The sequence below is a fragment of the Helcococcus massiliensis genome, from assembly GCF_900258485.1.
Classification (GTDB): Bacteria; Bacillota; Clostridia; order Tissierellales; family Peptoniphilaceae; genus Helcococcus; species Helcococcus massiliensis.
Genome location: NZ_OGVE01000006.1, coordinates 1 through 22947, shown reverse-complemented (window position 1 = coordinate 22947; position 22947 = coordinate 1). Strand labels below are relative to the sequence as shown.

Annotated in this window: 20 protein-coding genes, 1 tRNA gene and 1 other RNA gene; 5 read left to right on the top strand and 17 right to left on the bottom strand. The window is 31.7% G+C overall.

Annotated elements, in window-relative coordinates; genetic code table 11:
* Positions 1-15: 15 nt before the first annotated feature.
* From C4Q29_RS05920 to C4Q29_RS05880, 9 genes are all read right to left on the bottom strand, one after another.
* Positions 16-273, bottom strand: coding sequence for a hypothetical protein (locus C4Q29_RS05920; RefSeq protein WP_103981894.1), 258 nt, complete (start codon positions 271-273; stop codon positions 16-18).
* Positions 273-767, bottom strand: coding sequence for a helix-turn-helix domain-containing protein (locus tag C4Q29_RS05915; protein WP_103981893.1), 495 nt, complete (start codon positions 765-767; stop codon positions 273-275). The genes C4Q29_RS05920 and C4Q29_RS05915 overlap by 1 nt, the downstream gene beginning before the upstream one ends.
* Positions 768-995: 228 nt before the next feature.
* A complete protein-coding gene (locus tag C4Q29_RS05910; RefSeq protein ID WP_103981892.1) occupies positions 996-2099 on the bottom strand; it encodes an ABC transporter ATP-binding protein in 1104 nt (367 codons plus the stop codon).
* A 3-nt stretch (positions 2100-2102) separates the two neighbouring features.
* On the bottom strand, positions 2103-3068 hold the full coding sequence (locus tag C4Q29_RS05905) for an N-acetylglucosamine kinase (RefSeq protein ID WP_103981891.1): 966 nt from the start codon (positions 3066-3068) through the stop codon (positions 2103-2105).
* An 8-nt stretch (positions 3069-3076) separates the two neighbouring features.
* The gene (locus C4Q29_RS05900) at positions 3077-3256 is read right to left on the bottom strand and encodes a DUF6903 family protein (protein WP_103981890.1); all 180 of its coding nucleotides are present in this window, start codon (positions 3254-3256) and stop codon (positions 3077-3079) included.
* A gap of 2 nt (positions 3257-3258) precedes the next feature.
* Entirely contained in the window at positions 3259-5436 is a 2178-nt protein-coding gene (gene gnpA / locus C4Q29_RS05895) for a 1,3-beta-galactosyl-N-acetylhexosamine phosphorylase (protein ID WP_103981889.1), read from the bottom strand.
* Positions 5433-6290, bottom strand: coding sequence for a carbohydrate ABC transporter permease (locus C4Q29_RS05890; RefSeq protein WP_103981888.1), 858 nt, complete (start codon positions 6288-6290; stop codon positions 5433-5435). Before C4Q29_RS05890 ends, gnpA begins: the two co-directional genes overlap by 4 nt.
* Positions 6291-6298: 8 nt before the next feature.
* Positions 6299-7195, bottom strand: coding sequence for a carbohydrate ABC transporter permease (locus C4Q29_RS05885; protein ID WP_103981887.1), 897 nt, complete (start codon positions 7193-7195; stop codon positions 6299-6301).
* Positions 7196-7270: 75 nt separating this feature from the next.
* Positions 7271-8644 carry a carbohydrate ABC transporter substrate-binding protein gene (locus tag C4Q29_RS05880; RefSeq protein ID WP_103981886.1) on the bottom strand — a complete coding sequence of 458 codons (1374 nt, stop codon included), beginning with the start codon at positions 8642-8644 and terminating at the stop codon, positions 7271-7273.
* A 225-nt stretch (positions 8645-8869) separates the two neighbouring features.
* Between C4Q29_RS05880 and C4Q29_RS05875 the strand changes: the two genes are divergently transcribed.
* Together C4Q29_RS05875 and ffs are read left to right on the top strand one after the other, a co-directional pair.
* A tRNA-Ser gene (locus tag C4Q29_RS05875) sits at positions 8870-8963 on the top strand.
* Positions 8964-9228, top strand: an RNA gene (ffs, locus tag C4Q29_RS05870) — signal recognition particle sRNA large type.
* A 121-nt stretch (positions 9229-9349) separates the two neighbouring features.
* On the opposite strand, the gene C4Q29_RS05865 is transcribed toward ffs, so the two are convergent.
* The 4 genes from C4Q29_RS05865 to C4Q29_RS05850 all read right to left on the bottom strand — a co-directional run bounded on the left by C4Q29_RS05865 (position 9350) and on the right by C4Q29_RS05850 (position 15654).
* Positions 9350-10273: a DNA-methyltransferase gene (locus C4Q29_RS05865; protein ID WP_200813136.1), complete on the bottom strand. Its 924-nt coding sequence runs from the start codon at positions 10271-10273 to the stop codon at positions 9350-9352.
* Positions 10274-10334: 61 nt separating this feature from the next.
* Positions 10335-11864 carry an ATP-binding cassette domain-containing protein gene (locus tag C4Q29_RS05860; RefSeq protein WP_103981885.1) on the bottom strand — a complete coding sequence of 510 codons (1530 nt, stop codon included), beginning with the start codon at positions 11862-11864 and terminating at the stop codon, positions 10335-10337.
* Between the two features lie 345 nt (positions 11865-12209).
* On the bottom strand, positions 12210-14777 hold the full coding sequence (gene clpB / locus C4Q29_RS05855) for an ATP-dependent chaperone ClpB (protein WP_103981884.1): 2568 nt from the start codon (positions 14775-14777) through the stop codon (positions 12210-12212).
* A gap of 1 nt (position 14778) precedes the next feature.
* Positions 14779-15654 carry a J domain-containing protein gene (locus C4Q29_RS05850; RefSeq protein WP_103981883.1) on the bottom strand — a complete coding sequence of 292 codons (876 nt, stop codon included), beginning with the start codon at positions 15652-15654 and terminating at the stop codon, positions 14779-14781.
* A gap of 196 nt (positions 15655-15850) precedes the next feature.
* Between C4Q29_RS05850 and C4Q29_RS05845 the strand changes: the two genes are divergently transcribed.
* Both C4Q29_RS05845 and C4Q29_RS05840 read left to right on the top strand, forming a co-directional pair.
* The gene (locus C4Q29_RS05845) at positions 15851-17440 is read left to right on the top strand and encodes a glucosyltransferase domain-containing protein (RefSeq protein ID WP_103981882.1); all 1590 of its coding nucleotides are present in this window, start codon (positions 15851-15853) and stop codon (positions 17438-17440) included.
* A complete protein-coding gene (locus tag C4Q29_RS05840) occupies positions 17437-18372 on the top strand; it encodes a glycosyltransferase family 2 protein (RefSeq protein ID WP_103981881.1) in 936 nt (311 codons plus the stop codon). Before C4Q29_RS05845 ends, C4Q29_RS05840 begins: the two co-directional genes overlap by 4 nt.
* A gap of 29 nt (positions 18373-18401) precedes the next feature.
* Here C4Q29_RS05840 and C4Q29_RS05835 read toward each other — a convergent pair whose 3' ends face one another.
* Genes C4Q29_RS05835 through C4Q29_RS05825 form a run of 3 tightly spaced genes read right to left on the bottom strand, consistent with a single transcriptional unit; the run spans position 18402 to position 19520 of the window.
* A complete protein-coding gene (locus tag C4Q29_RS05835; RefSeq protein ID WP_103981880.1) occupies positions 18402-18824 on the bottom strand; it encodes a GtrA family protein in 423 nt (140 codons plus the stop codon).
* On the bottom strand, positions 18814-19023 hold the full coding sequence (locus C4Q29_RS05830; RefSeq protein ID WP_103981879.1) for a helix-turn-helix domain-containing protein: 210 nt from the start codon (positions 19021-19023) through the stop codon (positions 18814-18816). The genes C4Q29_RS05835 and C4Q29_RS05830 overlap by 11 nt, the downstream gene beginning before the upstream one ends.
* Positions 19020-19520, bottom strand: coding sequence for a DUF2975 domain-containing protein (locus C4Q29_RS05825; protein ID WP_103981878.1), 501 nt, complete (start codon positions 19518-19520; stop codon positions 19020-19022). Before C4Q29_RS05825 ends, C4Q29_RS05830 begins: the two co-directional genes overlap by 4 nt.
* A 223-nt stretch (positions 19521-19743) precedes the next feature.
* On the opposite strand from C4Q29_RS05825, the gene C4Q29_RS05820 reads away from it, so the two are divergent.
* Complete coding sequence (locus tag C4Q29_RS05820; protein WP_103981877.1) at positions 19744-22314, top strand: ABC transporter ATP-binding protein/permease; 2571 nt, start codon at positions 19744-19746, stop codon at positions 22312-22314.
* Between the two features lie 52 nt (positions 22315-22366).
* Here C4Q29_RS05820 and C4Q29_RS05815 read toward each other — a convergent pair.
* Positions 22367-22947, bottom strand: a 581-nt coding sequence (locus C4Q29_RS05815) for a Cna B-type domain-containing protein (protein WP_159459233.1), incomplete at its 5' end; no start/stop codon positions are given.

Below are 22947 nucleotides of genomic sequence, written 5' to 3'. Positions count from 1 at the left end.
GGCTAGAGCCCTCTTTTATATTTCTATTATAATTTCTTCACCATCTGCAGCTTCTATTTCTACAAATTTGAAATTCCCCTTGTACCTTTTCTTGGTTTCTTTCAAAATCTTTCTAATTTCTTTTGTGTCTAGATTAAAATCAACCACTCCATTTGAATTTTCTCTAATAACTTTTTCTAGCATTTTACTTGTTAATTTATTGAAAACTAGAGAGTTTGGAATCCTAAGATTTATAGGTCTTTTCAGATCATCGGTTTTTATTTTAATTCTCATTATTCCACACTGATGGAAACATGTTCACCATCTTTTCCTTCTATCTCTACAAACTTGCCCAACATACCCTTTTCTGCCATTTCAAATATCAAATCCATATCAACTCCCTTAAGCATATCACCAAGATTATTTCCATTTACATTCATATTTTCCATAAATCCGGATCCCATTTTCATAAAGACAAAAGGTAAATTAACCTTTACCTTGTCACCATCATCTAGTATCCTTATTTTCATAACCAATTCTTCAAGCGGTTTTCTATGGTCTTCTTTTTGGTAAACAGTTTCAGGTTGGGCCTCATCTATTAATAAATAATCAGTAGTTGTAGATAAAATCTTCGCCAATTTAGGCATTACACTTATATCTGGATAGGAAGAACCTATTTCCCATTTTGAAACAGCTTGGGCTGATACTCCTAGCTTTTCTGCTAAACCAGCTTGGGTCAATCCTTCTTTTTTTCTTAAATCACTTATTTTTTCACCTAATTTATACATAATATATCCTTTCAATTTTTATAGCTGTAATATATATCACTTAACTTACATATATATTACCAAGCAAAATTGGAAAAATAAACATATTAAGGGTTGAATTAGGTGTATTTTTTACAACTCGCAGTTTATTTTAGGACCAACTAACGGTTGAATCGTTGATTTTAAGCCATTTAAAAATTTTAAAAAAAGAAGTTTAGATTTAAGAAAAATCTAAACTTTTTTTGTTTTTTATAATAATATATTAGCTTCTGTTACTATATCAAAGAAATGTAATTTACTTTCATCAATAAATAGATTTACATCCATTCCCCTATCAAATTCTGTATCAGTAACTAGTTTAGCTTGTAATTCATGCTCGCCATCTATATCTAGATATAATAGTTTTTCTGAACCAAGTCTTTCAATAAAGCTCACTTTAGATCTTAAAGGAATCTTTGTAGGTCTCAAATCATCATAAATGTGTTCAGGTCTTATTCCGATTATAATATTTTTACCCAAATATCCTTTTTCTTCTAAAGCTTTACCATGTTCATCAGTAACATGAATTTCTTGACCTAATACTTCAGCAATATATGAATCTCCGTTCTTTACTAGCTTGGCTTCTAAGAAGTTCATTTGTGGAGAACCTATAAAGCCTGCAACAAACATATTTGCTGGATGGAAGTATACATTGTGTGGTGTGTCAGCTTGCTGGATTTTACCCATTGACATAACCACAATTTTGTCTCCCATAGTCATAGCTTCAGTTTGATCGTGGGTAACATATATAAAGGTTGTACCTAACCTTTCATGTAATTTTGATATTTCAGCCCTCATTTGAACCCTAAGTTTTGCATCTAAGTTTGATAGAGGCTCATCCATCAAGAAAACTTTTGGATTTCTAACAATAGCTCTTCCCAAGGCTACCCTTTGTCTTTGTCCACCTGACAAGGCTTTTGGTTTTCTATCAAGATATTGTTCTAAGTCCAATATCCTAGCTGCTTCTTCAACTTTTTTATTTATTTCATCAATAGGTCTTTTTGCTAATCTCAATGCATAAGACATATTTTCTCTAACTGTCATTTGAGGATATAAGGCATAGTTTTGGAAAACCATAGCTATATCCCTATCTTTTGGTTCAACATCATTGACTAATTTATCATCAATATATAGCTCACCTTGGCTTATTTCTTCAAGGCCAGCAACCATTCTTAAAGTTGTTGATTTACCACATCCAGATGGTCCAACAAATACAACGAATTCTTTATCTTCAATATCAAGATTAAAGTCTTTTACCGCTGTAACCCCTCCATCATAGACTTTGTAAATATTTTTTAATTTTAATCCTGCCATAGTCTATCCTTTCAAATTTTCTAAAATTTCATCAGTTATTTCTAGGCCTGCATATTTCAAAGCTAGTAAACAAGCACCTTGCACAGGTTGGAGAACAGATTCAACCTTTTTAAGTCTTGAATCCTTAGTTAAAGCCTCTTCTATAGGGTCTGTTAGTAGCTTACCTATATTAAAAACTCCTCCTGAATATGAGAAGAATATATCTTCATCATCTGAAAAATTCAACTTGCCTATTACTGCTTTTATGCTTTCTACAACTTCTTGGCTAGCCTTGTTGATAATTAATATAGCTTCTTTATCACCCATTTCAGCTGCCTTTGATAAAAGTCTAGAAAGTTTTGCAACTTCAGTTCTGTTATCTTCTAAATCTAGAATAATACTTATAAAGTCAAAATCTTTTTCTAACTTATATTCAGATTTTATTAATTCATAAAGATGAGATTTAGGAGCTCTTCCATCTGATTCTCTAGCGAATAGTCTAATAGCCTGTCTACCTAACCAATAAGCTGAACCTTCATCTCCGCAATATGGACCCCATCCTGAAGACCTTGCTTCTGTTCCTTCATAATCAATACCATAGGCTATAGCCCCTGTACCTAATACCATATTTACACCGGGTCTAGCAGCTTGAGATCCTGCCCAACCAGCTACAGCATCGTTTCTAAAGGTATACTTTCCATCTCCCAAAAGCTTAGAAAATATATCATTAAACAAAAGTCCAACTTCAGAAAACTCTCCATAGCCAGGTATACCTGCAAATAAATGACCTATATCACTTATTTGCTTACCAGCCTTGTCAAGCATAGTATTAATTGTTTTTTCTAGACTAGTTCTAATATTTTCTTCACTAGTTTGTTTAATATGAATTGTGGATCCTGATTCTTTTTCTAATATCTTTCCACTTTCATCAATCATTAAATAATCAGTTTTTGTACCACCGGCATCTATTCCTATATATACTTTTGACATAGTATCACCTACTTGTGTCTTCTATTGTATAGGAACAATACTGTCAATATAAGTACTAAAGATAGAAATTGTATCATTAAACCAGTTTTTGATTCTATGGAATGTCCATAAAATTGTAGATAGACACCAATAGCAAATATTACAAACAGTATTAAGTTTTTTACTTTACTTTTTTTATAGTAATCCATATCTACTCCTCTATCCATACCAGGTCTGCACCAGCAATTTTAACTTGGTGGCCCTTACCATCTCCTCCATATACAGTAGTTTCTATATCATCTAGAGAATTGTTTATTACTGCATATTTACCTAATTTAGGAAATGCTGCTACCTCTACTCTTAAGTCATCTGCATAGTATTTTTTCAACTCATCTTCTTTATGACTTACATAGTGTATAGCTCTCTTTAGCAATCTTGTATTTTGTGTTGAATATGGCAAACCACTTATATAGAAAGATCTACCCTTTCCAAAATCATTTGCTGCCATATGAACTGAATGGTCAAAGAAACTTAAAATTTCTGTGTTTTCAGTTGTTGCATAAACGTTTTGTTTATCATCACCGAAGTCCAAATCTTCTACTAAATCTTCAGTTATAAAGTGGTCTTTTACTTCATCAACAAAGTATTTGTTGTTAGATTGTGAAAAACCTATTTCCTTATCAACACCTAAGACGTCTGCCAATTGGAAATATCTACCATTTGCTTGGTAGGCACTTGGTTCCCCAACACCTATGAAGCCACCACCTTCGTAAACAAACTTTCTGATATTTGCTACAACTTCTTCATCCATAAAGGCTTTTCCACCAGAGAATGATGTGTAAGCATCACCAGCATTTATAATTACATCAATGTCTTTATCAATTCCATTTTTTACATCATCAAAGTCAATAAATACAACATCCATATCCATTCCTGCTAAGGCTTCTGTAATACCCATATAGGAATATGATAATTTGTACCATTTACCGTGAGCAACTATCCATGGAGACCATTTTCTTCTGTCACCCCAGTGGTTTAATATAGCTACCTTGGCTGAAGAATGTGCCTTTCCTTGTGAAACTATGTCATGGATGTCTCTAAATTCTTGAGTTACTTTTTCAATATAGTCAATAAATTCTGGGAATTGGTAAGCTAGGGACATATATCCACCATAACCAATCCTATCTAAAGGTTCTCTTACTAGGGCTCTTCTTGCTTTTACCCAGTTGTCTTTACCCTCAATTGTTGGATCATTGCCTTCATAGAAGGTATCTGGGAAGAAGTATGGTAAAAATCTTCCTTCTGTCATAGGTGTCTTGATACTTGAAATTAATCTCAAAGTAACACCATCACCAACAGAACCTACAACCCCATCTAATCCGATACTTTCAAAGTTTTTAGACCAAGGTTCAACACCTATATAGTGGTCACCCAAGAACATGATAGCCTTTCTACCATGTTTATGAACGATATCTACTAATCTTTTAGCTTTTTCAGCTACAAATTTAGAAGTAAAATCTATATAGTCTAAAAAGGCCTTTGAAGGTACTCTAAAGGTTGAGTTATAATATCCTTCATCAACAATATCTTCTGGTCTTAATTTGTATCCATATTCTTTTTCAAATTCTTTAAATGCTTTTGGTGATACAGAGTTTGTGTATCCATACCAGTCTACATGTTTTTCTAAACCATGTTTGTTAAATACCAATGAGAATTGGTAGAAGAAAGTTGTAAATCTTATAACATCAGTCTTAGGATTTTTTTCTAAAAAATCATCTAAAAATTCTTCCAAATATTCACTAGTTGCATCATATCTTGCATCTATTGGTATAGCATGAGGAACTGTATCTGGCCAATCATTTGTAATAAAATTATACATGTGAACTGGATCCCATATACAGTAGGCTAAAAATGATACTGTATATTCGTGGAATGGGATTGTCTTTACTCTTACAATATCTTTTTCTTGGTCAACTTCCCAATCAGAAAGATCTACTACCTGACCTGTTGTCCTGTCTATAACTTCCCACCATTCTTTAGGATCGTGGTCATAGTCAGCCTTGATTTGTTGGTCAAAATATTCTTTGGCAAAGTCAATTTCTGTTTCTTCACTTGTTGCTGTTACAAATTCACTCATTAGATAAAATCTTGTGATTTCTTCTCTATGTTCATTCGCAAAGTCATTGTAACCACGGGCTGTTAAATATTTTGTATAAACTGATATCCCTTCAAGGTCTTTTAGTTCATCTGGAAGTTTTGTACCATCAGAATCTCTTAAAACATCAGCTCCCAGCCTATCAATTAATTCAATCGTTTCATCATAGAAGTTTTCTTCACTTGGTAAAGTTACCCTACCATGAGTTCTAGACTTCTTATATTCTTTTCTCATCCTTTATCTCCTCCTACCATCATACCTTCTGTTAATTGTTTTTGAACTGCAATATATAAAATTAAAGTCGGAACCATAACTAATACTAAACCAGCATAAAGTCTACCATATTGAGCAGCACCTCTAGATGCTTGTTGTAGGTTGATTAAGCCAACAGGTAAGGTTCTTTTTGCGTCATCTGGTAGTATAGTTAAGGCTAAAATATATTCATTCCAGAAGGCTAAAAAGTTAAATAAAATAACTGTTATAACCGCTGGTTTTGCCATAGGTAAAATAATATCTACTAAGGTCTTGAAATAACCAGCACCATCTATCCTTGCTGCTTCCTCATAAGATTTAGATATTGATTGGAAGAAGTTTGATAATAAATACACTGTAAATGGTACTGCTGATGCTGCATAAATTAAGCATAGTATAAGTCTATTATTTAGGAAGAATGTAACTTCAAACTTTTGGTTCAAATCTAATAACATCATAAATATTGGAACTACGATATATGAAAGGTTTATAAACAAACCAGCCTTCATAATTCCTCTTAAAATACTTCTACCTTTAAATTCTATTCTAGATAATACGTAAGCACATGGGATTGCTATTACAAGCAATATCGCTAAAGATCCTGCTGTTACCATTACAGAATTTAAGAAATAGGTACCCATATTAGCACCAACCCATGCATTCTTAAAGTTTTCCCAGTAAAAACCTAAAGGTAATTGCCATGGATTTTGATAAAATTCTTTATTTTCTTTTAAAGAGGCCATAAAAACCCAAATCAAAGGCACGATTATAGAAAGGGCAAATATAGCCATTACAAGATATACAAATATCTTAAATAAATTAACTTTTTTCTTCATTTCCCCTCCTAAAATTGTACAGAATCTCTATGTGTTATTCTAGATATTATAGCTGATAATATAAATGAGAATAAGAATACTACTACACCTATAGCTAAACCGTAACCAAATGATAAGTTTGAGTAAGCCTGATCATATTGGTAATTTAACAAGGTTGTAGAAGCACCATCAGGTCCTCCTCCTGTTAGAGCCTTGATAACTTGGAAAGCTATATTGATATTTGATATAACATAGAATGTTAATGTAGTTCTTACTGTTTCCCATGATAGAGGTAAGGTTATATCAAAAAACTGTCTAACCTTGCTTGCCCCATCTATATCAGCCGCTTCATATAAATGATTTGGTATTTGAGACATTGTTGACATATACATAACCATATAATATCCAACAGCTTGCCATACCATGGCAGCGACTATAGAATAATTAACTATTTTCCTATTTCCTAAAAATGGTATATTTGTCCATGTTTCAGGATTAAATAATTTTCCTAATCCATTGACTAAGCCATTGTCCATACCGTAAATAGCTGCAAATATCGCTGCAACAACAGCAATAGATAAGATATTCGGTATATAAAATATAATCCTAAGGAAATTTTTCCCCTTTAAATCTTCTCTAGTTAAAATAGCCGCAAAAATAATTGCTAAAAACATAGTAATCACTGTTACTATAACCATTAAGAATATTGTATTTTGAAAAGCTTTTATAAACTTAGGATCATCCATTAATATTTTAAAATTATTTAATCCTACAAATTCACCATTTCCAATCGTATATGCTGTTTTCTTATATAGGGAAGATTTGAAAACTGTAAAAGTTGGATACAAAATAAATACGATATATAAAAGGAAGGCAGGTATTAAACTTAAATTTATAAAAGTTAATTTACTTTTAGAGTTTTTCATAAAACCACCGTCTTTCTAATCTTGCTTATAATTGAAATAGGCAGCGGATCTATCCGCCGCCTATCATAATTTCTCTTATTGAGCAGCCTTTGCTTCTTCTATTGCTTTTACTGCTTTAACAACATCTGCTTGCCATTCTTCAACTGTCTTGTCTCCGTTAGCTACTGAGTTGATTGTTTCATATAGAGCATCTGTTACTGATACACCTTCAACTGCTGGAGCTTGAGCAAAACCACCAGAAACTATCTTAACATCATCACTACTTAAAATATCATAGAATGATTTTGTAAGTGGATCTTTGATTAATTCGATAGCTTTAGCTGTAGGTATTACAGCACCACCGTTGTTTTGGAATGCTTCTGCAGCAAAATCTGAGTATAAGAATGTGATAAATGCTTTTGCTAATTCAGGTTCTTTTGTTTTAGCTGATACCCAAACTTGTTCGTTGAATGAGTAAACATATCTATCAGCACCTTCTTTGTATGCAGGAACTGGTAATAATCCCCATTGGAATCCTTCTGCTACACCTTCAGCATCTTTCATTTCGTTTGCTACCCATGTACCATTTGGCATAAATAATGATTCATTCTTCATTACTTGTAATTGGTTTTGTGTAAAGCTTTCACCGTTAGCTTGAGCTACTGTGTTTTTGTTTACATGTTTTAATATCTTTCCTAAAGCTTCAAAAACTGGTGTTGCTTCTGTTTCCCATGCTTTTGAATCATAGTTCATTAATTTTGTATATAATTCTTGTCCACCAACTTGGCTAATTAATGCAGGTATCACTGAGTCGTGGTATCCAGCTACTGGATATGTATACACTGCTGCACCTTCTTGTTTACCTTCTAAAGCAACTAGTTCGTCAATTGTCTTTGGTAATGTTAATTTTCCTTCTCCGAATAAGCTAGCATTATGGAAGAAACCATTTGGAGCTAAGTTAATAGGAGCTAAGTAAACTTTGTCATCACCATAAGGATTTGTTGTTGATCCACCTAATGAACCATCAAGTAATTTTTGATTTGGTGTTTGATCTTCTCCTAAAATTTTAGCATCAAAAGCATCTGTAATGTCTAAAACTTGTTTTTCAGCTAATTGAGCTTCTGTAAGTCTAGCTTCTCTACTTAAAGATATATAGTTTACATCTGGTGCTTGTCCAGATAAGAATTTTGGTGAAACTTCATCTTCAATTTGTTGAGAGAATGTAGCTTCAACTTTAGCACCTGATAATTCTTCAAACTTTTTGATTACTTCTTTCCATCCGTCAACTCCGTAACCGCCTTCTAAACCTGCAAATGTAAGGGTCTTTCCTGAGAATGGAAGATCTCCACTAACTTCTTTGCCTGTTTCCTTGCCTGTTTCTTTGCCTGTTTCCTTATTAGTATTAGAACATGCTACAAGTGATAACACTAACACTAATGCTAATAATAAAGAAATTATTTTCTTTGCCATATTGTCCTCCTAATTAATTTCTTAACTATAGTATAAAACGTATGAAAACATTTGTCTAATTGTGAAAACGCTTTTTTATTGCAATTATATACGAGAAATTAGAATTTTCAAAGGAAACAATGGTAATTACCTGTTTATCAGCCCTTGGTGGTTTATTACATTTTTGTAAAATTTTAGCTATTTGACTTATCTTTTCTAATCTAATATAATTATTTAGTAACTTATGGAGAGTTGTCCGAGTGGCTGATGGTGCATGATTGGAAATCATGTGTACGGTGCTTTAGCCGTACCGAGGGTTCAAATCCCTCACTCTCCGCCAATGCACTAGATGGGGAATTAGCGGTGCCCTGTAACCTACAATCCGCTATAGTAGGATTGAAGTCCCAGCTTAGATATTTCTATTGATGAGATACGCTTAACAAGTGGTGTTGATGCGGGGGTCCCGTGCAACAAAAGCCTATGAACCATGTCAGGTCCGGAAGGAAGCAGCATTAAGTAGTCCCTTTTGTGTGATACGGGGAAGCCTCTTCTGAGCTAACTATTAAGTAGTGACAATGATAGCTATGGCGAAGCTGGGTGTGCGTACATATTTATAAAGATAGGGCCGTCTCCCTTATTTAATCGCCCTATCTTTTCTTTTTTATCTTATAAAAAAAGCATTAGCTTCCTAATATGGAGCTAATGCTTTTTTGTATATATATAATTTTACGGCCTATAATTTCTTTCGTAGAAAATTCCATCTTCAAAGCCTTGAATAGTTGGATTTTTCTCAGCATTTTCAAGCCTCTTTTCCCCCCAGGCTACATACAATTCATTTTGTTCAATGCCAATATATCTTCTATTAAGTTTCTTCGCAGTTACTGAAGTCGTACAGGAGCCAGCAAAAGGATCTAGAATAAGGTCTCCTTCATTTGAAGAAGCAAGTATCAACTTGGCTATAAGCTTCTCAGGTTTTTGAGTTGGGTGTCCAGTATTTTCCTCCATAGACCAGAAAGGAATGCTTATATCATCCCAGAAATTTGATGGGTGGGTATCCCTATATTTTACACCTTCTCCCTCTTTCCAATCTTTAGCCTTTCCATCTTCTTTATATGGAGCAAGCACTCTTTTTCTTTGCTTTAACTTATCAAGGTTAAAGGTAAAATCATCGCTTTTACTTACATACCAAATATCTTCCATGGAATTTTTCCAATTATTTTTAGATCCTCTGCCCTTTTCCCTCTGCCAGGTTATTCTATTTCTGACATTGAAATATTCTAAAAGAATAGGACCTATAATCAAAGATGACTTCCAATCGCAACAAACATACATACTACCATTTTGCTTAAGCTTGTCTTTAATCATCTCTATCCATGTCCTAGTGTATTCTTCATAAGACTTACTATCTTTTTCAGTAAAAATATTTCCATGGTAATTTTTTCTTAGATTATATGGAGGGTCGACTATTATAAGGTCTATAGATTCATTTGATACATTTTCTAAAACCTCAAAAGTATCTCCTATTATATTTTTATTTATCATATTTTTAAAAGCTGAATCTTTTGTAAAATAAATAGCTTTTTTCAAATATTTCTGAGCTTCGTCTAAGCCAAAATCTATAGTTTTATTTCTTTTGGATTTTTGTTTCATTTCAATTCCTTTAGGTGTTTTACTTATTATTTTAAAGTATATGAAAGTTAATAACAAGTGATTAATTTGATAATCTTAGACCATCCTTAGTAAGTTCATAGCATTTATCACAAACTTCTTTTATAAAGTTTCTATCATGTGAAACTGAAATTATTGAACCATTAAATATTTTTAGAGCATTTATAATTTCCGGTTGCGATAAAGGTGATAGGTTTCTTGTAGGCTCATCTAAAACTAAAACTTCACACTTATCTAGATTCATTTTTGCAAAAAATAATTTTGCCTTTTGTCCACCTGATAAAGATTTTATATTTCTATACATCTCTTCTCTTTTAAAATTTAGAGATCCTAGATAAGTTGAAAGTTTAGAATGTTCATCCTTGGTAAAATCATTAGATAAATATTCGATAGCATTCATCTCATATTCTTCAAGCTCAAAATATGTTTGAGGCATATATCCAACATTTAGATTTAAATCTTTCAAGTCTTTTATTATTATCTTTAATAAAGTTGATTTCCCAACTCCATTTTTGCCTATAATACAAATTTTTTCAGGTCCAATAACTTTTAAATTTATATTTTTAGATAAAGTTCTACCAGCAATTTCAAGCTTTTCTAAATACATATCTAAAATAACTTTTCCATTAGGTACATTTATATCTTCATCAAAATTTATAGATATCTCTTCTTCATAATCTGGAACTTTTGCAAGATTTTCTCTTTCTTTTTCCAATATTTTTCCCATAGCTTTAACTGTATGCATCTTATCTTTCAGATTTTTACCAACTTCTGGATTGTTTGGCTTGGTAGATCTTAATGAGTCTTGTACCGAATCATGAATTCTCCTATATCTAGAAACTTTCTTATCAAATTCCTCTTTATCTTTTTTAGCTCGTTTTGTTTGATTGAAGATATTTAATGATCTTTTATCCACATATTCCTGATATGTCATAGATACTATAGTATGCTTTGCTTTTGAACGCCTCATTATTTGCTCAAGATGAATTATTCTATTTGCAACTTTTGACAAAAGTTCAATATCATGGGAAATAAATATAAGTGGTATGTCTAAATTGTCCATAAAATTTTCAAGCCATTTTACAGACTCTAAATCAAGATCATTACTAGGTTCATCCATTAAAAATATAGTTGGTGATTTCATTAGCTCCACTAGTAAAGTATATTTAATTCTTTCACCACCAGATAAGGTTAAAATATATTTATCAGTAGAAATTAAGTCTTCATCAAAATCTAGTTCAACAATTAATTTGTAGAATAGATTATAGTTGAAGAATTCATAGGGAATATTTTCGTGTAAATATTCTTCAGTTGTCTTTTTTAGTACTTCTTCATCTATTGCTTGTGGTAAATAGGCGATATTTTCATTGCTTGTAAAAATATCTCCAGAAATAGAACATATATCTTCTATTAATTTTTTATCATATATAGCCTTCAATAAGATTGATTTACCATTTCCCTCTTCACCTATGAGGGCGACCTTATCAGATTTATTTAATGAAAAAGTAAAATCTTCGATCAAAAGGCGTAAGTCTTCCAGTAGGTATATGTTTAGATTATTAATTTGTAGCATAAATCCTCCTTCAATTTTGAGAATGTATGCCATAATATATGGATATTAAAAATTATTGAATTAGATTTTAGATATAAAAAAATCTGTTTATATAGATAAACAGATAGGTCCGTGCTAAATGATATCATATAAAATGGCATACTAAACAGTACAGGAATATAATCCTGCTAACTATAAGTATTAAATTCATTAATCCATTTTATAAAATTACCATCCCCACTCTCCTTTATTATGATAGCTATATTTTATACTTTATTTAGATAATATTCAATTATAATTTTATATTTTACTTTTAAAATAAAAAACTTCAAAGATTATAAAATCTTTGAAGTCTTATCACTTATTCTAATGCTTAAATGCCAACCCATTTTCATCAGCACTTATTTGTACTGCTTCTTTTTCTTTGATTTCTCCAGCAAGCAACTTTCTAGCTAGGCTAGTTTCTAAGTTCTTTTGTAAGAATCTCTTGATTGGTCTTGCACCAAAGGCTGGTGAATAAGCATTTGTGATGATGTAATCTTTAGCCTTGTCATCAATAGATAAGCTAATCTTTCTATCTTCTAGTTTTCTAGCAATCTTTACTAATTCTAAGTCTATGATGTGTCCGATTTGATCCTTGCCTAAAGGCTTGAACATTACTATTTCGTCAATCCTATTTAGGAATTCCGGTCTAAATCTCATCTTCAATTCTTCATCAACCTTGTCTCTGGCTTCTTGGCTTATTTGACCCTTATCATCCAAACCATCTAATAGGTATTGAGACCCTATATTAGAAGTCATGATTATAATGGTATTTTTGAAGTCTACAGTCCTACCTTGGTTATCTGTTAGTCTACCATCATCTAAAACTTGTAATAGAATGTTGAACACATCAGGGTGAGCCTTTTCAATTTCGTCAAATAGGACTACTGAATAAGGGTTTCTTCTAACAGCTTCTGTTAATTGTCCACCTTCTTCATAACCTACATAACCTGGGGCTGCACCAATTAATCTTGATACAGAATATTTTTCCATGTATTCAGACATATCAATCCTAATCATGTTTCTTTCGTTATCAAACATCAAACCAGTCAAAGCCTTTGCTAATTCTGTCTTACCTACACCTGTAGGTCCTAAGAATATAAAGGAACCTATAGGTCTATTTTCATCCTTTAGTCCAGATCTAGCTCTTAAGATAGCTTCTGACACAGCTTTGACAGCTTGGTCTTGGCCGATTACTCTTTCTTTTAATTTTTCTCCAAGAGTCAAGATTTTTTCTTTTTCAGTTTCTTGAAGTTTTGAAAGAGGGATACCAGTCCATTTTGAAACTACTTCTGCAATTTCTTCATCTGTTACTTCTTCTTTTAGCTCTGATTCTTGACTAGATTTTTCTTCAGCTTCTTTTAAGTCTTCTTGTAATTGTGGTAGTTTACCATATCTTAATTGTGATAGCTTTTCAAAATCGTAAGATCTTTCTGCATCTTCAATTTCAATCTTTACCCTATCAATTTCAGCCTTGATATTGTTTATCTTGTCTAAAACTTTTTTAGAATCTTGCCATTTAGCAAATTTTTCATTGTAAATATCATCTTTTTGGCTCATTTCTTTTTCTAAAGATGTTAATCTTTCTTTTGAAGATTCATCTTTTTCATTTTTTAGGGCTGTTATTTCTATTTGAATTTGTAATATTTCTCTTCTTAATTTGTCAATATCTTCAGGCATTGAATCAATTTCTGTTTTAACCATGGCTGCAGCTTCATCCATAAGGTCTATGGCCTTGTCAGGTAAAAATCTGTCTGTTATATATCTATCCGATAAAACAGCGGCAGATATAACTGCGGAGTCAGCTATTCTTAACCCGTGGTGCAATTCATACTTTTCTTTAATACCTCTTAAGATAGAAATAGTATCTTCAACATTTGGTTGGTCAACTAATACCTTTTGGAATCTTCTTTCTAGGGCTCCATCTTTTTCGATATATTGCCTATATTCATTTAGAGTGGTAGCACCTATTACCTTGATTAAACCTCTAGATAAAGCTGGTTTCATGATATTACCAGCATCCATGGCACCGTCAGTTTTACCTGCACCAACTATCATGTGAATTTCGTCAATGAAAAGTATAATATCGCCATCTGAATCTTCTAATTCATTTATGACATCTTTTAGTCTTTCTTCAAATTCACCCCTATATTTAGCTCCTGCTATTAAAGCTGCCAAGTCTAGAGATAAGAGTCTTACACCCTTTAAGTTGTCCGGTACATCGTTATTTACTATCCTTTGGGCAATACCTTCTACAACAGCCGTTTTACCTACACCTGGTTCACCTATCAAAACAGGATTGTTTTTAGTTCTCCTAGACAAAATTCTGATTGCTGATCTTATTTCTTCATTCCTACCAATAATAGGGTCAATCTTACCTTCCCTAGCATCTTTGGTGAGGTCGACAGTGTATTTAGCTAAGGCTGAATCTTCTGCTTGACCAGGGTTGTTTTTCTTATCTTCTTTAAATGCTAAAAGTTTTTCTTTAAAACTCTTGTAGTTTACGCCAAATTTATTTAAAAGATTTACAACCTCATTGTTCTTTTCTTTTAATAAGGCTAAGAATAAGTGGTCTACACCTATATAGCTATCGTTTAAGTCAGCAGCTTCATCTTCTGCCTTTAATAAGATTCTTTGGTAGGCAGTTGATGCGTGAAGTGATCCACCTGCTTGTTCAGGTAAATTATCTACCAATCTCTTTAATTCTTCTCTTATAGTTGAGGCATCCTTGTCCATTAAGTTAATTAGCCTAAATACAAGACCATCTGATTCTTGCATCATTGCATAAGCCAAATGTTTTTCATTTAACTCTGGGTTTGAATTTTTAATGGCTATATCTTGAGCCTTTTGAATGTATTGTAATGTTTTTTCTGAAAATCTATCCATGTTCATATTATTCCTCCATCATTTGTCTATATATTTCTTCTTGTTCTTTAGTAAGTTCAGGATTTTTTATTTTTATCTTTAAGTATAGGTCACCTAACTTACCCTTCATATCTTTAAAACCTTTATTTCTTAATCTAATTTTTTTATCTGTTTGGATTCTTTCTGGTATGCTTACCTTTATCTTTCCATCAAAGGTATCTATGGTCTTTTTTGTACCAAAGTAAGCTTCCCAAGGACTTACAACAAGGTCTCTAGTTATATTTAAACCTTCTAATTTATCCTTGTCACTTATTTTAATTTTTACATAAATATCTCCGTGGATATCAAATTTATCACCTTTAATTTTTATGGATTTGCCATCTGTAATCCCAGCTGGCCATTTCAACTTTATAGTGGTATTTTGTCCACCTAAAGAAACGGGGATTTGTCTTTCACCCCCATGGTAGGCCTCTGCTACGCTTAAGTTTTGTTCTAAATTATATCTAGGTCTAGTCTTTGGTCTAGCATTGGAAAACTTTTCTCCAAAACCTCCAAAAAAGGAATCTCTTGAAAATCCCCCACCAGATCTACCAAATATAGTTTCAAAAAAGTCTGAAAATCCACTTCCGCCTGAGCTAGTATAGGCATAACCATAATCTGATGGATCAAAATTCATACCATCTTGGTAGGCAGATCCGAATTGGTCATATTTCTTTCTTTTATCTTCATCTGACAAAACTTCGTATGCTTCATTTACTTCTTTTAGCTTTTCTGCAGCTTCTTCCGAACCCTTATTTAAGTCTGGGTGATATTTTTTAGCAAGCTTCCTATAAGCTTTTTTTATTGTTTTAGAATCGGCTGACTTGGCTACTCCTAATATTTCATAATAATCTTTATATTGCATAATATAATCTCCAATCTCTCGTATTAACTCTTGTATATCAAAAACTTTGACTATCTTTGACTTTCATTTTTATTATACCCCATTCAACTATATATAATCAAGTTTTATTACTTTTTTTTAACATTTTCCAACTAGATATTTTATACTATATTTAATATAATGAAATTTGAAGAATAAAAGTCTGAAGGAGTATTTAATGTTTCCAGAAAATAAGATAAGTAATTGGTATAAATCTTTACCATACAACAATAAATTAGCATTCTTTTCTACTATTGTAATAGGTTTTATCTGCCATGGTTTTATGATGGCCAACAAATGGCTAAACCTTGATGATATAGTCCAACTCGTTGATACAATGAATAGGACTACTTCTGGTAGGTGGTTTTTAATGTTTCCATCCGCTATAGGAAGTGAATTTTCCCTACCTTGGCTAAATGGATTTTTAACCATATTTTACTCAGCTGTTATGGCATCTGTAATAGTTTCAATGTTTGATATAAAATCAAAAATCAATTCCATTTTAATTGGAGGAATCCTGGTGACCTTCCCTACAATAGGTTCACTAATGCCATTTATGAATACTCAAGACTCCTATCAATTTGGAGCTATGCTTACTGGTATTGGAGCCTATTTATTGGTAAAAAAAGAAAAAGGTTATTTATATTCAATGGTCTTATTTACCTTATCTTTAGCTATTTACCAAGCATATTTGGGTTATGCCGCAGGACTCATCTTGGTCTATTTCCTAATAGACTTATTCAAAAAAGAAAAAACCACTAGAGAAATTTTTAATAATTTTTTAAAAATGATGATATCTTTTTTAGGAGCTATAGTTATCTACCTTTTAGTTTCAAGAGGAATCTTTGGAAAGTACTTAGTTGATTACAAGGGACTAGATACCATGGGATCTATACCTCTTAAAGAACTTCCAGTAGCAATATTTTCAACTTACAAATATATGTTTTTATTTTTCACCGGCCAAGAATTTAACTATCACTGGTCCTTTATGCCTTATGTATTTGTAATTTCCTTTATTTTGCTTATATATCTAATTATTTATTTAGGAAAAAAATCTAAATTAGATAAAGATAGGATGATATTTGTAGCCTTTATACTTATCATTCTTCCTCCAGCTATAAATGTAATTTATATAATGTCATGGCAGGCTGGAGTAATGTTGAGGATGGCTTATGCCTATACTGTATGCTTTATGATGCCGTTGATTTTAATAGACTATATTTATAAGATTAATGCTAACGGAAATCACGAAATCCAAACTAATGAAGTATACCAAAACACAGTAGGCAAAAAGCTTAATCTTTTACAGCTTAGTGTTTGGTTCTTAGTTGTTGTTAGTTTCTTATCTGTCTACAATAATATTTACGTGACAAATAAGGCTTACTTCAAGGTTTGGAATACAAATAAGTCTTCTCACGCTTACGCAAATAGGATTTCTATGAGAATAGAAATGGTTGATGGATACACTACCGATACAAAGGTAGTTATGCTAGGAAATCCGGACTCTAGAACAGACTTTACAAAACTTATTGATACAAGAGATACAGAACCATTCATCATAGCTAATCACTTGACTAGACTTTACTCATTTAAATACTATCCTGAAAGATTTTTAGGACTGGATAATCCTATTAGTGATGTTGATGAAATAACTGATAAATTAGAACCTTTAAGATCTACAATTGAAGAAATGCCCCTATATCCTGCAAAGGATTCAATACAAATGATTGATGGAACCATATATATAAAATTTAAGGATATAAAATGAAAAAGACTGTAAGCTTGATAATACCTAGTTATAATGAAGAGAAAAATATTAGACCCTTTTTTGACTTATGTAAAAATACCTTAACTGACAATTTTTCGTATGAATATATTTTTATAAATGATGGGTCTAAAGATAATACTTTATTCGAAATAAAAAACTTAGTTGAAAATTTTCCTGAAGAAAAAATTATAGGTATTAATTTTTCAAGAAATTTCGGAAAAGAATCTGCAATATTAGCCGGTTTGCATCAAGCATCTGGGGACTATATTAGTTTAATTGATGCTGATTTACAACAACATCCTAGGTATGTATCTCAAATGCTAGACTTGCTAGAAGCTAATGAAAACTTAGATATGGTTGCAGCCTATCAAAAAGAAAGAAAAGAAGGCAAAGTACTAAGCTTTTTCAAGAAAACATTTTATTCTCTTATAAATAAAATTTCCGAAACAGAATTCAAGGATAACGCCTCTGATTTTAGAACTTTCAGATCACAAGTGAAAGACTCAATCTTAGACTTAGATGAATACAATAGGTTTTCTAAGGGGCTATTTTCCTGGGTTGGTTACAACACCGAGTTTATAGAATATATAGTCGATGAAAGAATTAACGGAAAATCATCCTGGTCATTTACATCCTTGACCAAGTATGCTTTAGAAGGCTTTGTAGGTTATTCAATACTACCTTTAAGGATAGCGTCTTTTTTAGGCGCTATAACATCCTTTATAGCAGGAATTTATATGATTTATGTAATAATAAATAAACTGCTTGGAAATGTTTATGTATCAGGTTATACAACTATAGTTTCTTTAATCCTTCTATTTGCTGGACTCATTCTCTTATCACTTGGAATAATCGGAGAATATATAGCAAAAATATATTTGGAAGTAAAAGACAGACCTCATTATATTATTAAAGATATTATTAAAAAATAAAAATAGAAGTCTAGGAGAAACAAAAATTCCTAGACTTCTTTATTCTTTTTAAATATAAAAAATTTTGAGGCTATATAATTGCTAACAAGTGTAAATATACTTGCTATAACTTTGCAGATAAATTCATTTTTATTTAAGACATCTACGCCTATGTACATTATCAAGGTATCTATAACTCCTGTTGATAATCTTACACTTATAAAAGTAATAAATTCTTTAACTGTACTTGTAAAATTAACTAACTTACTATTAAACACAAAAAATTTATTTACCACAAAGGCAAAGGTCGCTGAAATAGCCCAGGCTATGATATTTGAAAATACATTTGAAATAGATAAAACGTTATAAGAGAAGAAATAAACTACGAAATTTACAAGAGTTGTTAAGGCTCCAAAAATTATATAATTTACTGCTTCTCCATATCTTTTATGTATGGGTGTATTATTCTTCATCTTCTATATACTCCATGATATCCCCGGGTTGACAGTCCAACTCCCTACAAATAGCATTCAAGGTTTCTAGTCTGATCGCCTTTGCTTTGTTGTTCTTAAGTATTGAAATATTTGATATAGTTATGCCAACAGCTTCTGATAATTCAGTTACAGTCATTTTTCTTTTAGCTAGCATAACATCTAAGTTAACTACTATCATATTGTTAACTCCATTTCTATTTGTAAATCAGCTGATTTTCTTACAAGTAGGGATAGTGGATAAACTAAAATATGACCAACCACAAGGAAAATTATAAATACAAACCAAACTAATAAAAACCATATAGGATTTCCATTCATCAAGGTCATAACTACATTAGCTATAGTAGAAAAAACAATAGTAAATATTATCTTTTTATCTATTATTTTTAAAATATCCGCATTTTCATATGTAAAAATATTTCCTTTATATAGATTGTTTAACAATCCTATAACATCATATATCCCCCAAATTATCATAAAAGAAACTACATAAGATATTATAAGCCACAATATTGTTTGTGTTTTTAATTCGCTATAAGTTCCCAACAATCTATATGCTGTATATGTGCTAAATATAAAACCTAAAGCAATAGTCGCTACTACAAATATATAAGATAAATACTTCAAATTTAATAAGCTTTTTTTTGTTTTTTTATCAAGAGCATTTTCAAACATAATCCACCTCTTTTCTATATAATATAATACATCAAATTACATTGAAGCTCAATAAAAGTTTATTGCAATTCAATAAAAATTTGTTGTGAAAATATAAAATTTTTGTAAAATCCATATTTAATACATAATTAAAATATAATATTGGTAGTAGTATTCTGATAATCAAATTAATATAGCAATAAAAAAAGAAAAGAGATTCAATTTTAATTTATAAGGAGGTTAAATGTTAGAGTTAAAAAATATTTCAAAGCATTATAATGTAGCTGGAACTGATTTTACAGCACTAGATAATATAAGTCTAAAATTTAGAAAAAATGAATTTGTTTCAATACTCGGCCAAAGTGGATCAGGTAAGACAACAATGTTAAATATTATCGGTGGTTTAGATAGGTATAGTAGTGGTGATTTGATCATCAACAATACATCTACCAGTACATATAGTGATAGAGATTGGGATAGGTATAGAAACCATTCAGTCGGTTTTGTCTTCCAAAGCTATAATTTAATATCCCACCAAAGCATACTTTCAAACGTTGAACTAGCCTTGACACTTTCTGGAATCAATAAAAAAGAAAGACGTCAAAGAGCTAAAGAAATGCTTGAAAAAGTGGGCTTGGGTGAACATATAAATAAAAAGCCTAGCCAATTATCAGGTGGTCAAATGCAAAGAGTTGCCATTGCAAGGGCTTTAATAAACGATCCCGATATACTACTAGCAGATGAACCGACCGGGGCTTTGGACAGTGAAACAAGTGAAGTGATAATGGAGCTGCTTAAAGAAATTGCTAATGAAAAATTAGTAATAATGGTTACCCACAACCCAGAGCTTGCAGAAAGATATTCAACCAGAATAATCAACTTAAGGGATGGTCATATAGTTGATGATACAATGCCCTATGAAGATAGTACAGAAAATGAAGTTAACCTCACAAGCAACAATAAAACATCTATGTCATTTTTCACCGCCCTATCACTTAGTTTTAACAACTTGTTAACTAAAAAAGCGAGAACCATTCTTACCGCCTTTGCAGGAAGTATAGGTATAATCGGTATATCTCTTATTTTGTCACTTTCTACAGGAGCCCAAGACTATATTGATAGGATACAGGCAGATACTTTGACAATGTATCCAATCACTATAGAAGATAATTCTATAGACTTGTCTTCCTTACTTGAACTTCAAGCAAATAATAGTGATGACAAAAAGGATGATGATAAAAAAGATAGCAAAGTTGTTACAACTAAAAATGTGACCACTCAAATGCTCACTGGTATGCAGGCCTTTACTGGAACTACAGAAAATAACTTAAATAAATTTAAGAAACATATAGAAAATAATAAGGAGCAATTAGAAGCTTTAACTAATGCCATTGATTATGGCTATAATATAAACTTAAATCTATATAACAAAATAGATGATAAGATAACAAAGTTAAATCCTTTTGAATATATTGATAACCCTGCAGAAGATGCTGGTTTTGCTAGTTCTTATACCAACCAACCCCTTAACGCATGGGAAGAACTCTTAGGAAATAAAAACCTTCTGGAAAGTCAATATGATTTAGTTGAAGGTAAATGGCCTGAAAATAAGGAAGAATTAGTTCTGTTTGTAGACAAGGATAATCAATTGTCCGACCTATCTCTTTATCAATTAGGCCTGTTAAACCCTAACGACCTTAAAGAAAAGCAAGAAAAAATTGCCAAGGGTAAAGAAGTAAGCGAAGTTGATAAAGATATTTCCTATGATGAAATTCTAAATCTAACTTTTAAATACATTCCCTCAGTATCATTTTATGAGAATAACAATGGTTCATGGATATCTAAGGAAGATGACCAAGAATTATTAGAAAAACTATATGATGATGCCATAGAACTAAAGATAGTAGGTATTGTAAAAGCAAGTGAAAATTCCAGTGTTGAATCTGAGAGCGGCAAGGTTGGATATACAAAAGAATTAACCAACTATATCATTGAAAATGCGAACAGCACTGAAATAGCCAAAGAACAATTAGATAATCCAGAAATAGATGTATTTACAAAGAAACCATTCTTAAAGCCGGGCGAAGAGATACAGCCAGCTAAGTTAGAAGAATTACCTGAAAATATAAGGGCATACGTTTCCACTTTACCAGAAAAAGAACAAAAAGAAGCTTTAATTAATTTTGCAGAAGCTTCAAAAAATACCCTTGAAGATAACCTTAAAACTTTGGGAATTGTGGATCAGGAAAGTCCTAATTTCATAAATCTATATCCTAAAGACTTTGAGTCTAAAGAAAAAATAGATGATTTTATCAAAGACTACAATTCAAATATAGATGATGAAAATAACCAAATTAAATATACAGATTTCGTAGGATTAATCATGTCTTCTGTAAGTAGTATAATCAATGTGATATCATATCTACTTATCGGATTTGTTTCAATATCATTGGTAGTATCTTCTATAATGATTGGAATCATCACTTATGTATCTGTTTTAGAAAGAACAAAAGAAATTGGTATTCTAAAAAGTATAGGTGCAAGTAAAAAGGATATATCTAGAGTCTTTAATGCAGAGACCATTATAATCGGTCTACTTTCCGGTTCTCTAGGTATCTTAATTACAGGATTGTTGATATTGCCAGCAAATAGGATTATAAAATCCTTGACAGGAGTAAATAATTTCGCTGTCCTCCCTATAAAAGCAAGCCTCCTATTAATTTTATTAAGTGTTACACTTACACTAATAGCAGGAATAATTCCTTCTAGAATAGCAGCGAAAAAAGATGCTGTAGAAGCATTAAGAACTGAATAATAAGCAAAAAGAAGGCTAAAATTAGCCTTCTTTTTCTTTATCATTATGCTTATTATTTATTTCTTTTTTTATAGCTAATAAACAATAATACTATTAATCCAACTAAACCAATACCTGCATATAAAGCGATATTTGTATCATCACCTGTCTTAGGTGTTTCTGGTGTTGGTGGAGTTTTTGGTTTATGTGTATTTGTTACCACAAAACCATCAACTTGGTTACCAGTTATTTCACTTGAATATCCTTCAACAACTTCTTCTCTTATGGTATAAACAATCTTCTTGCCGTCCTTGTACTCATCAAGGTCTGTAAATTGTCCTGACCAATTATTTTCTTTGTTCAATACTAGTTTTTGATCAGTTTCCTTACCATCTGCTAGAAGTACTATGCTTATGCTTGTTGGTCTTAGCTTGTCTTGGTCATTTTTATCATTCCAGTGTTTTACAACGTTTATGCTTGTCTTTCCTGGTTTGTAAGTGTTGGTTATATTATGTCCATTTACTTGGCTTACATAGCCTTCAACCTTTTCTTCTGAAACGGTGTAGAATACTTCTTCACCATTTTCATACTTAGCTAGCTTTTCAAAGCTATATGACCAATCTCCATTTTCATCAGCTTTTACTTCTTTTCTAG

Bases quoted from the DNA above. Each gene is read 5' to 3' on its own strand.
- clpB (WP_103981884.1), bottom strand. From the start codon at position 14,777: ATGAACATGGATAGATTTTCAGAAAAAACATTACAATACATTCAAAAG.
- C4Q29_RS05910 (WP_103981892.1), bottom strand. From the start codon at position 2,099: ATGGCAGGATTAAAATTAAAAAATATTTACAAAGTCTATGATGGAGGG.
- C4Q29_RS05900 (WP_103981890.1), bottom strand. From the start codon at position 3,256: ATGGATTACTATAAAAAAAGTAAAGTAAAAAACTTAATACTGTTTGTA.
- C4Q29_RS05885 (WP_103981887.1), bottom strand. From the start codon at position 7,195: ATGAAAAACTCTAAAAGTAAATTAACTTTTATAAATTTAAGTTTAATA.
- C4Q29_RS05850 (WP_103981883.1), bottom strand. From the start codon at position 15,654: ATGCAATATAAAGATTATTATGAAATATTAGGAGTAGCCAAGTCAGCC.
- C4Q29_RS05865 (WP_200813136.1), bottom strand. From the start codon at position 10,273: ATGAAACAAAAATCCAAAAGAAATAAAACTATAGATTTTGGCTTAGAC.
- C4Q29_RS05905 (WP_103981891.1), bottom strand. From the start codon at position 3,068: ATGTCAAAAGTATATATAGGAATAGATGCCGGTGGTACAAAAACTGAT.
- C4Q29_RS05890 (WP_103981888.1), bottom strand. From the start codon at position 6,290: ATGAAGAAAAAAGTTAATTTATTTAAGATATTTGTATATCTTGTAATG.
- C4Q29_RS05825 (WP_103981878.1), bottom strand. From the start codon at position 19,520: ATGTTTGAAAATGCTCTTGATAAAAAAACAAAAAAAAGCTTATTAAAT.
- C4Q29_RS05860 (WP_103981885.1), bottom strand. From the start codon at position 11,864: ATGCTACAAATTAATAATCTAAACATATACCTACTGGAAGACTTACGC.
- C4Q29_RS05820 (WP_103981877.1), top strand. From the start codon at position 19,744: ATGTTAGAGTTAAAAAATATTTCAAAGCATTATAATGTAGCTGGAACT.
- C4Q29_RS05845 (WP_103981882.1), top strand. From the start codon at position 15,851: ATGTTTCCAGAAAATAAGATAAGTAATTGGTATAAATCTTTACCATAC.
- gnpA (WP_103981889.1), bottom strand. From the start codon at position 5,436: ATGAGAAAAGAATATAAGAAGTCTAGAACTCATGGTAGGGTAACTTTA.
- C4Q29_RS05915 (WP_103981893.1), bottom strand. From the start codon at position 767: ATGTATAAATTAGGTGAAAAAATAAGTGATTTAAGAAAAAAAGAAGGA.
- C4Q29_RS05880 (WP_103981886.1), bottom strand. From the start codon at position 8,644: ATGGCAAAGAAAATAATTTCTTTATTATTAGCATTAGTGTTAGTGTTA.
- C4Q29_RS05840 (WP_103981881.1), top strand. From the start codon at position 17,437: ATGAAAAAGACTGTAAGCTTGATAATACCTAGTTATAATGAAGAGAAA.
- C4Q29_RS05830 (WP_103981879.1), bottom strand. From the start codon at position 19,023: ATGATAGTAGTTAACTTAGATGTTATGCTAGCTAAAAGAAAAATGACT.
- C4Q29_RS05920 (WP_103981894.1), bottom strand. From the start codon at position 273: ATGAGAATTAAAATAAAAACCGATGATCTGAAAAGACCTATAAATCTT.
- C4Q29_RS05835 (WP_103981880.1), bottom strand. From the start codon at position 18,824: ATGAAGAATAATACACCCATACATAAAAGATATGGAGAAGCAGTAAAT.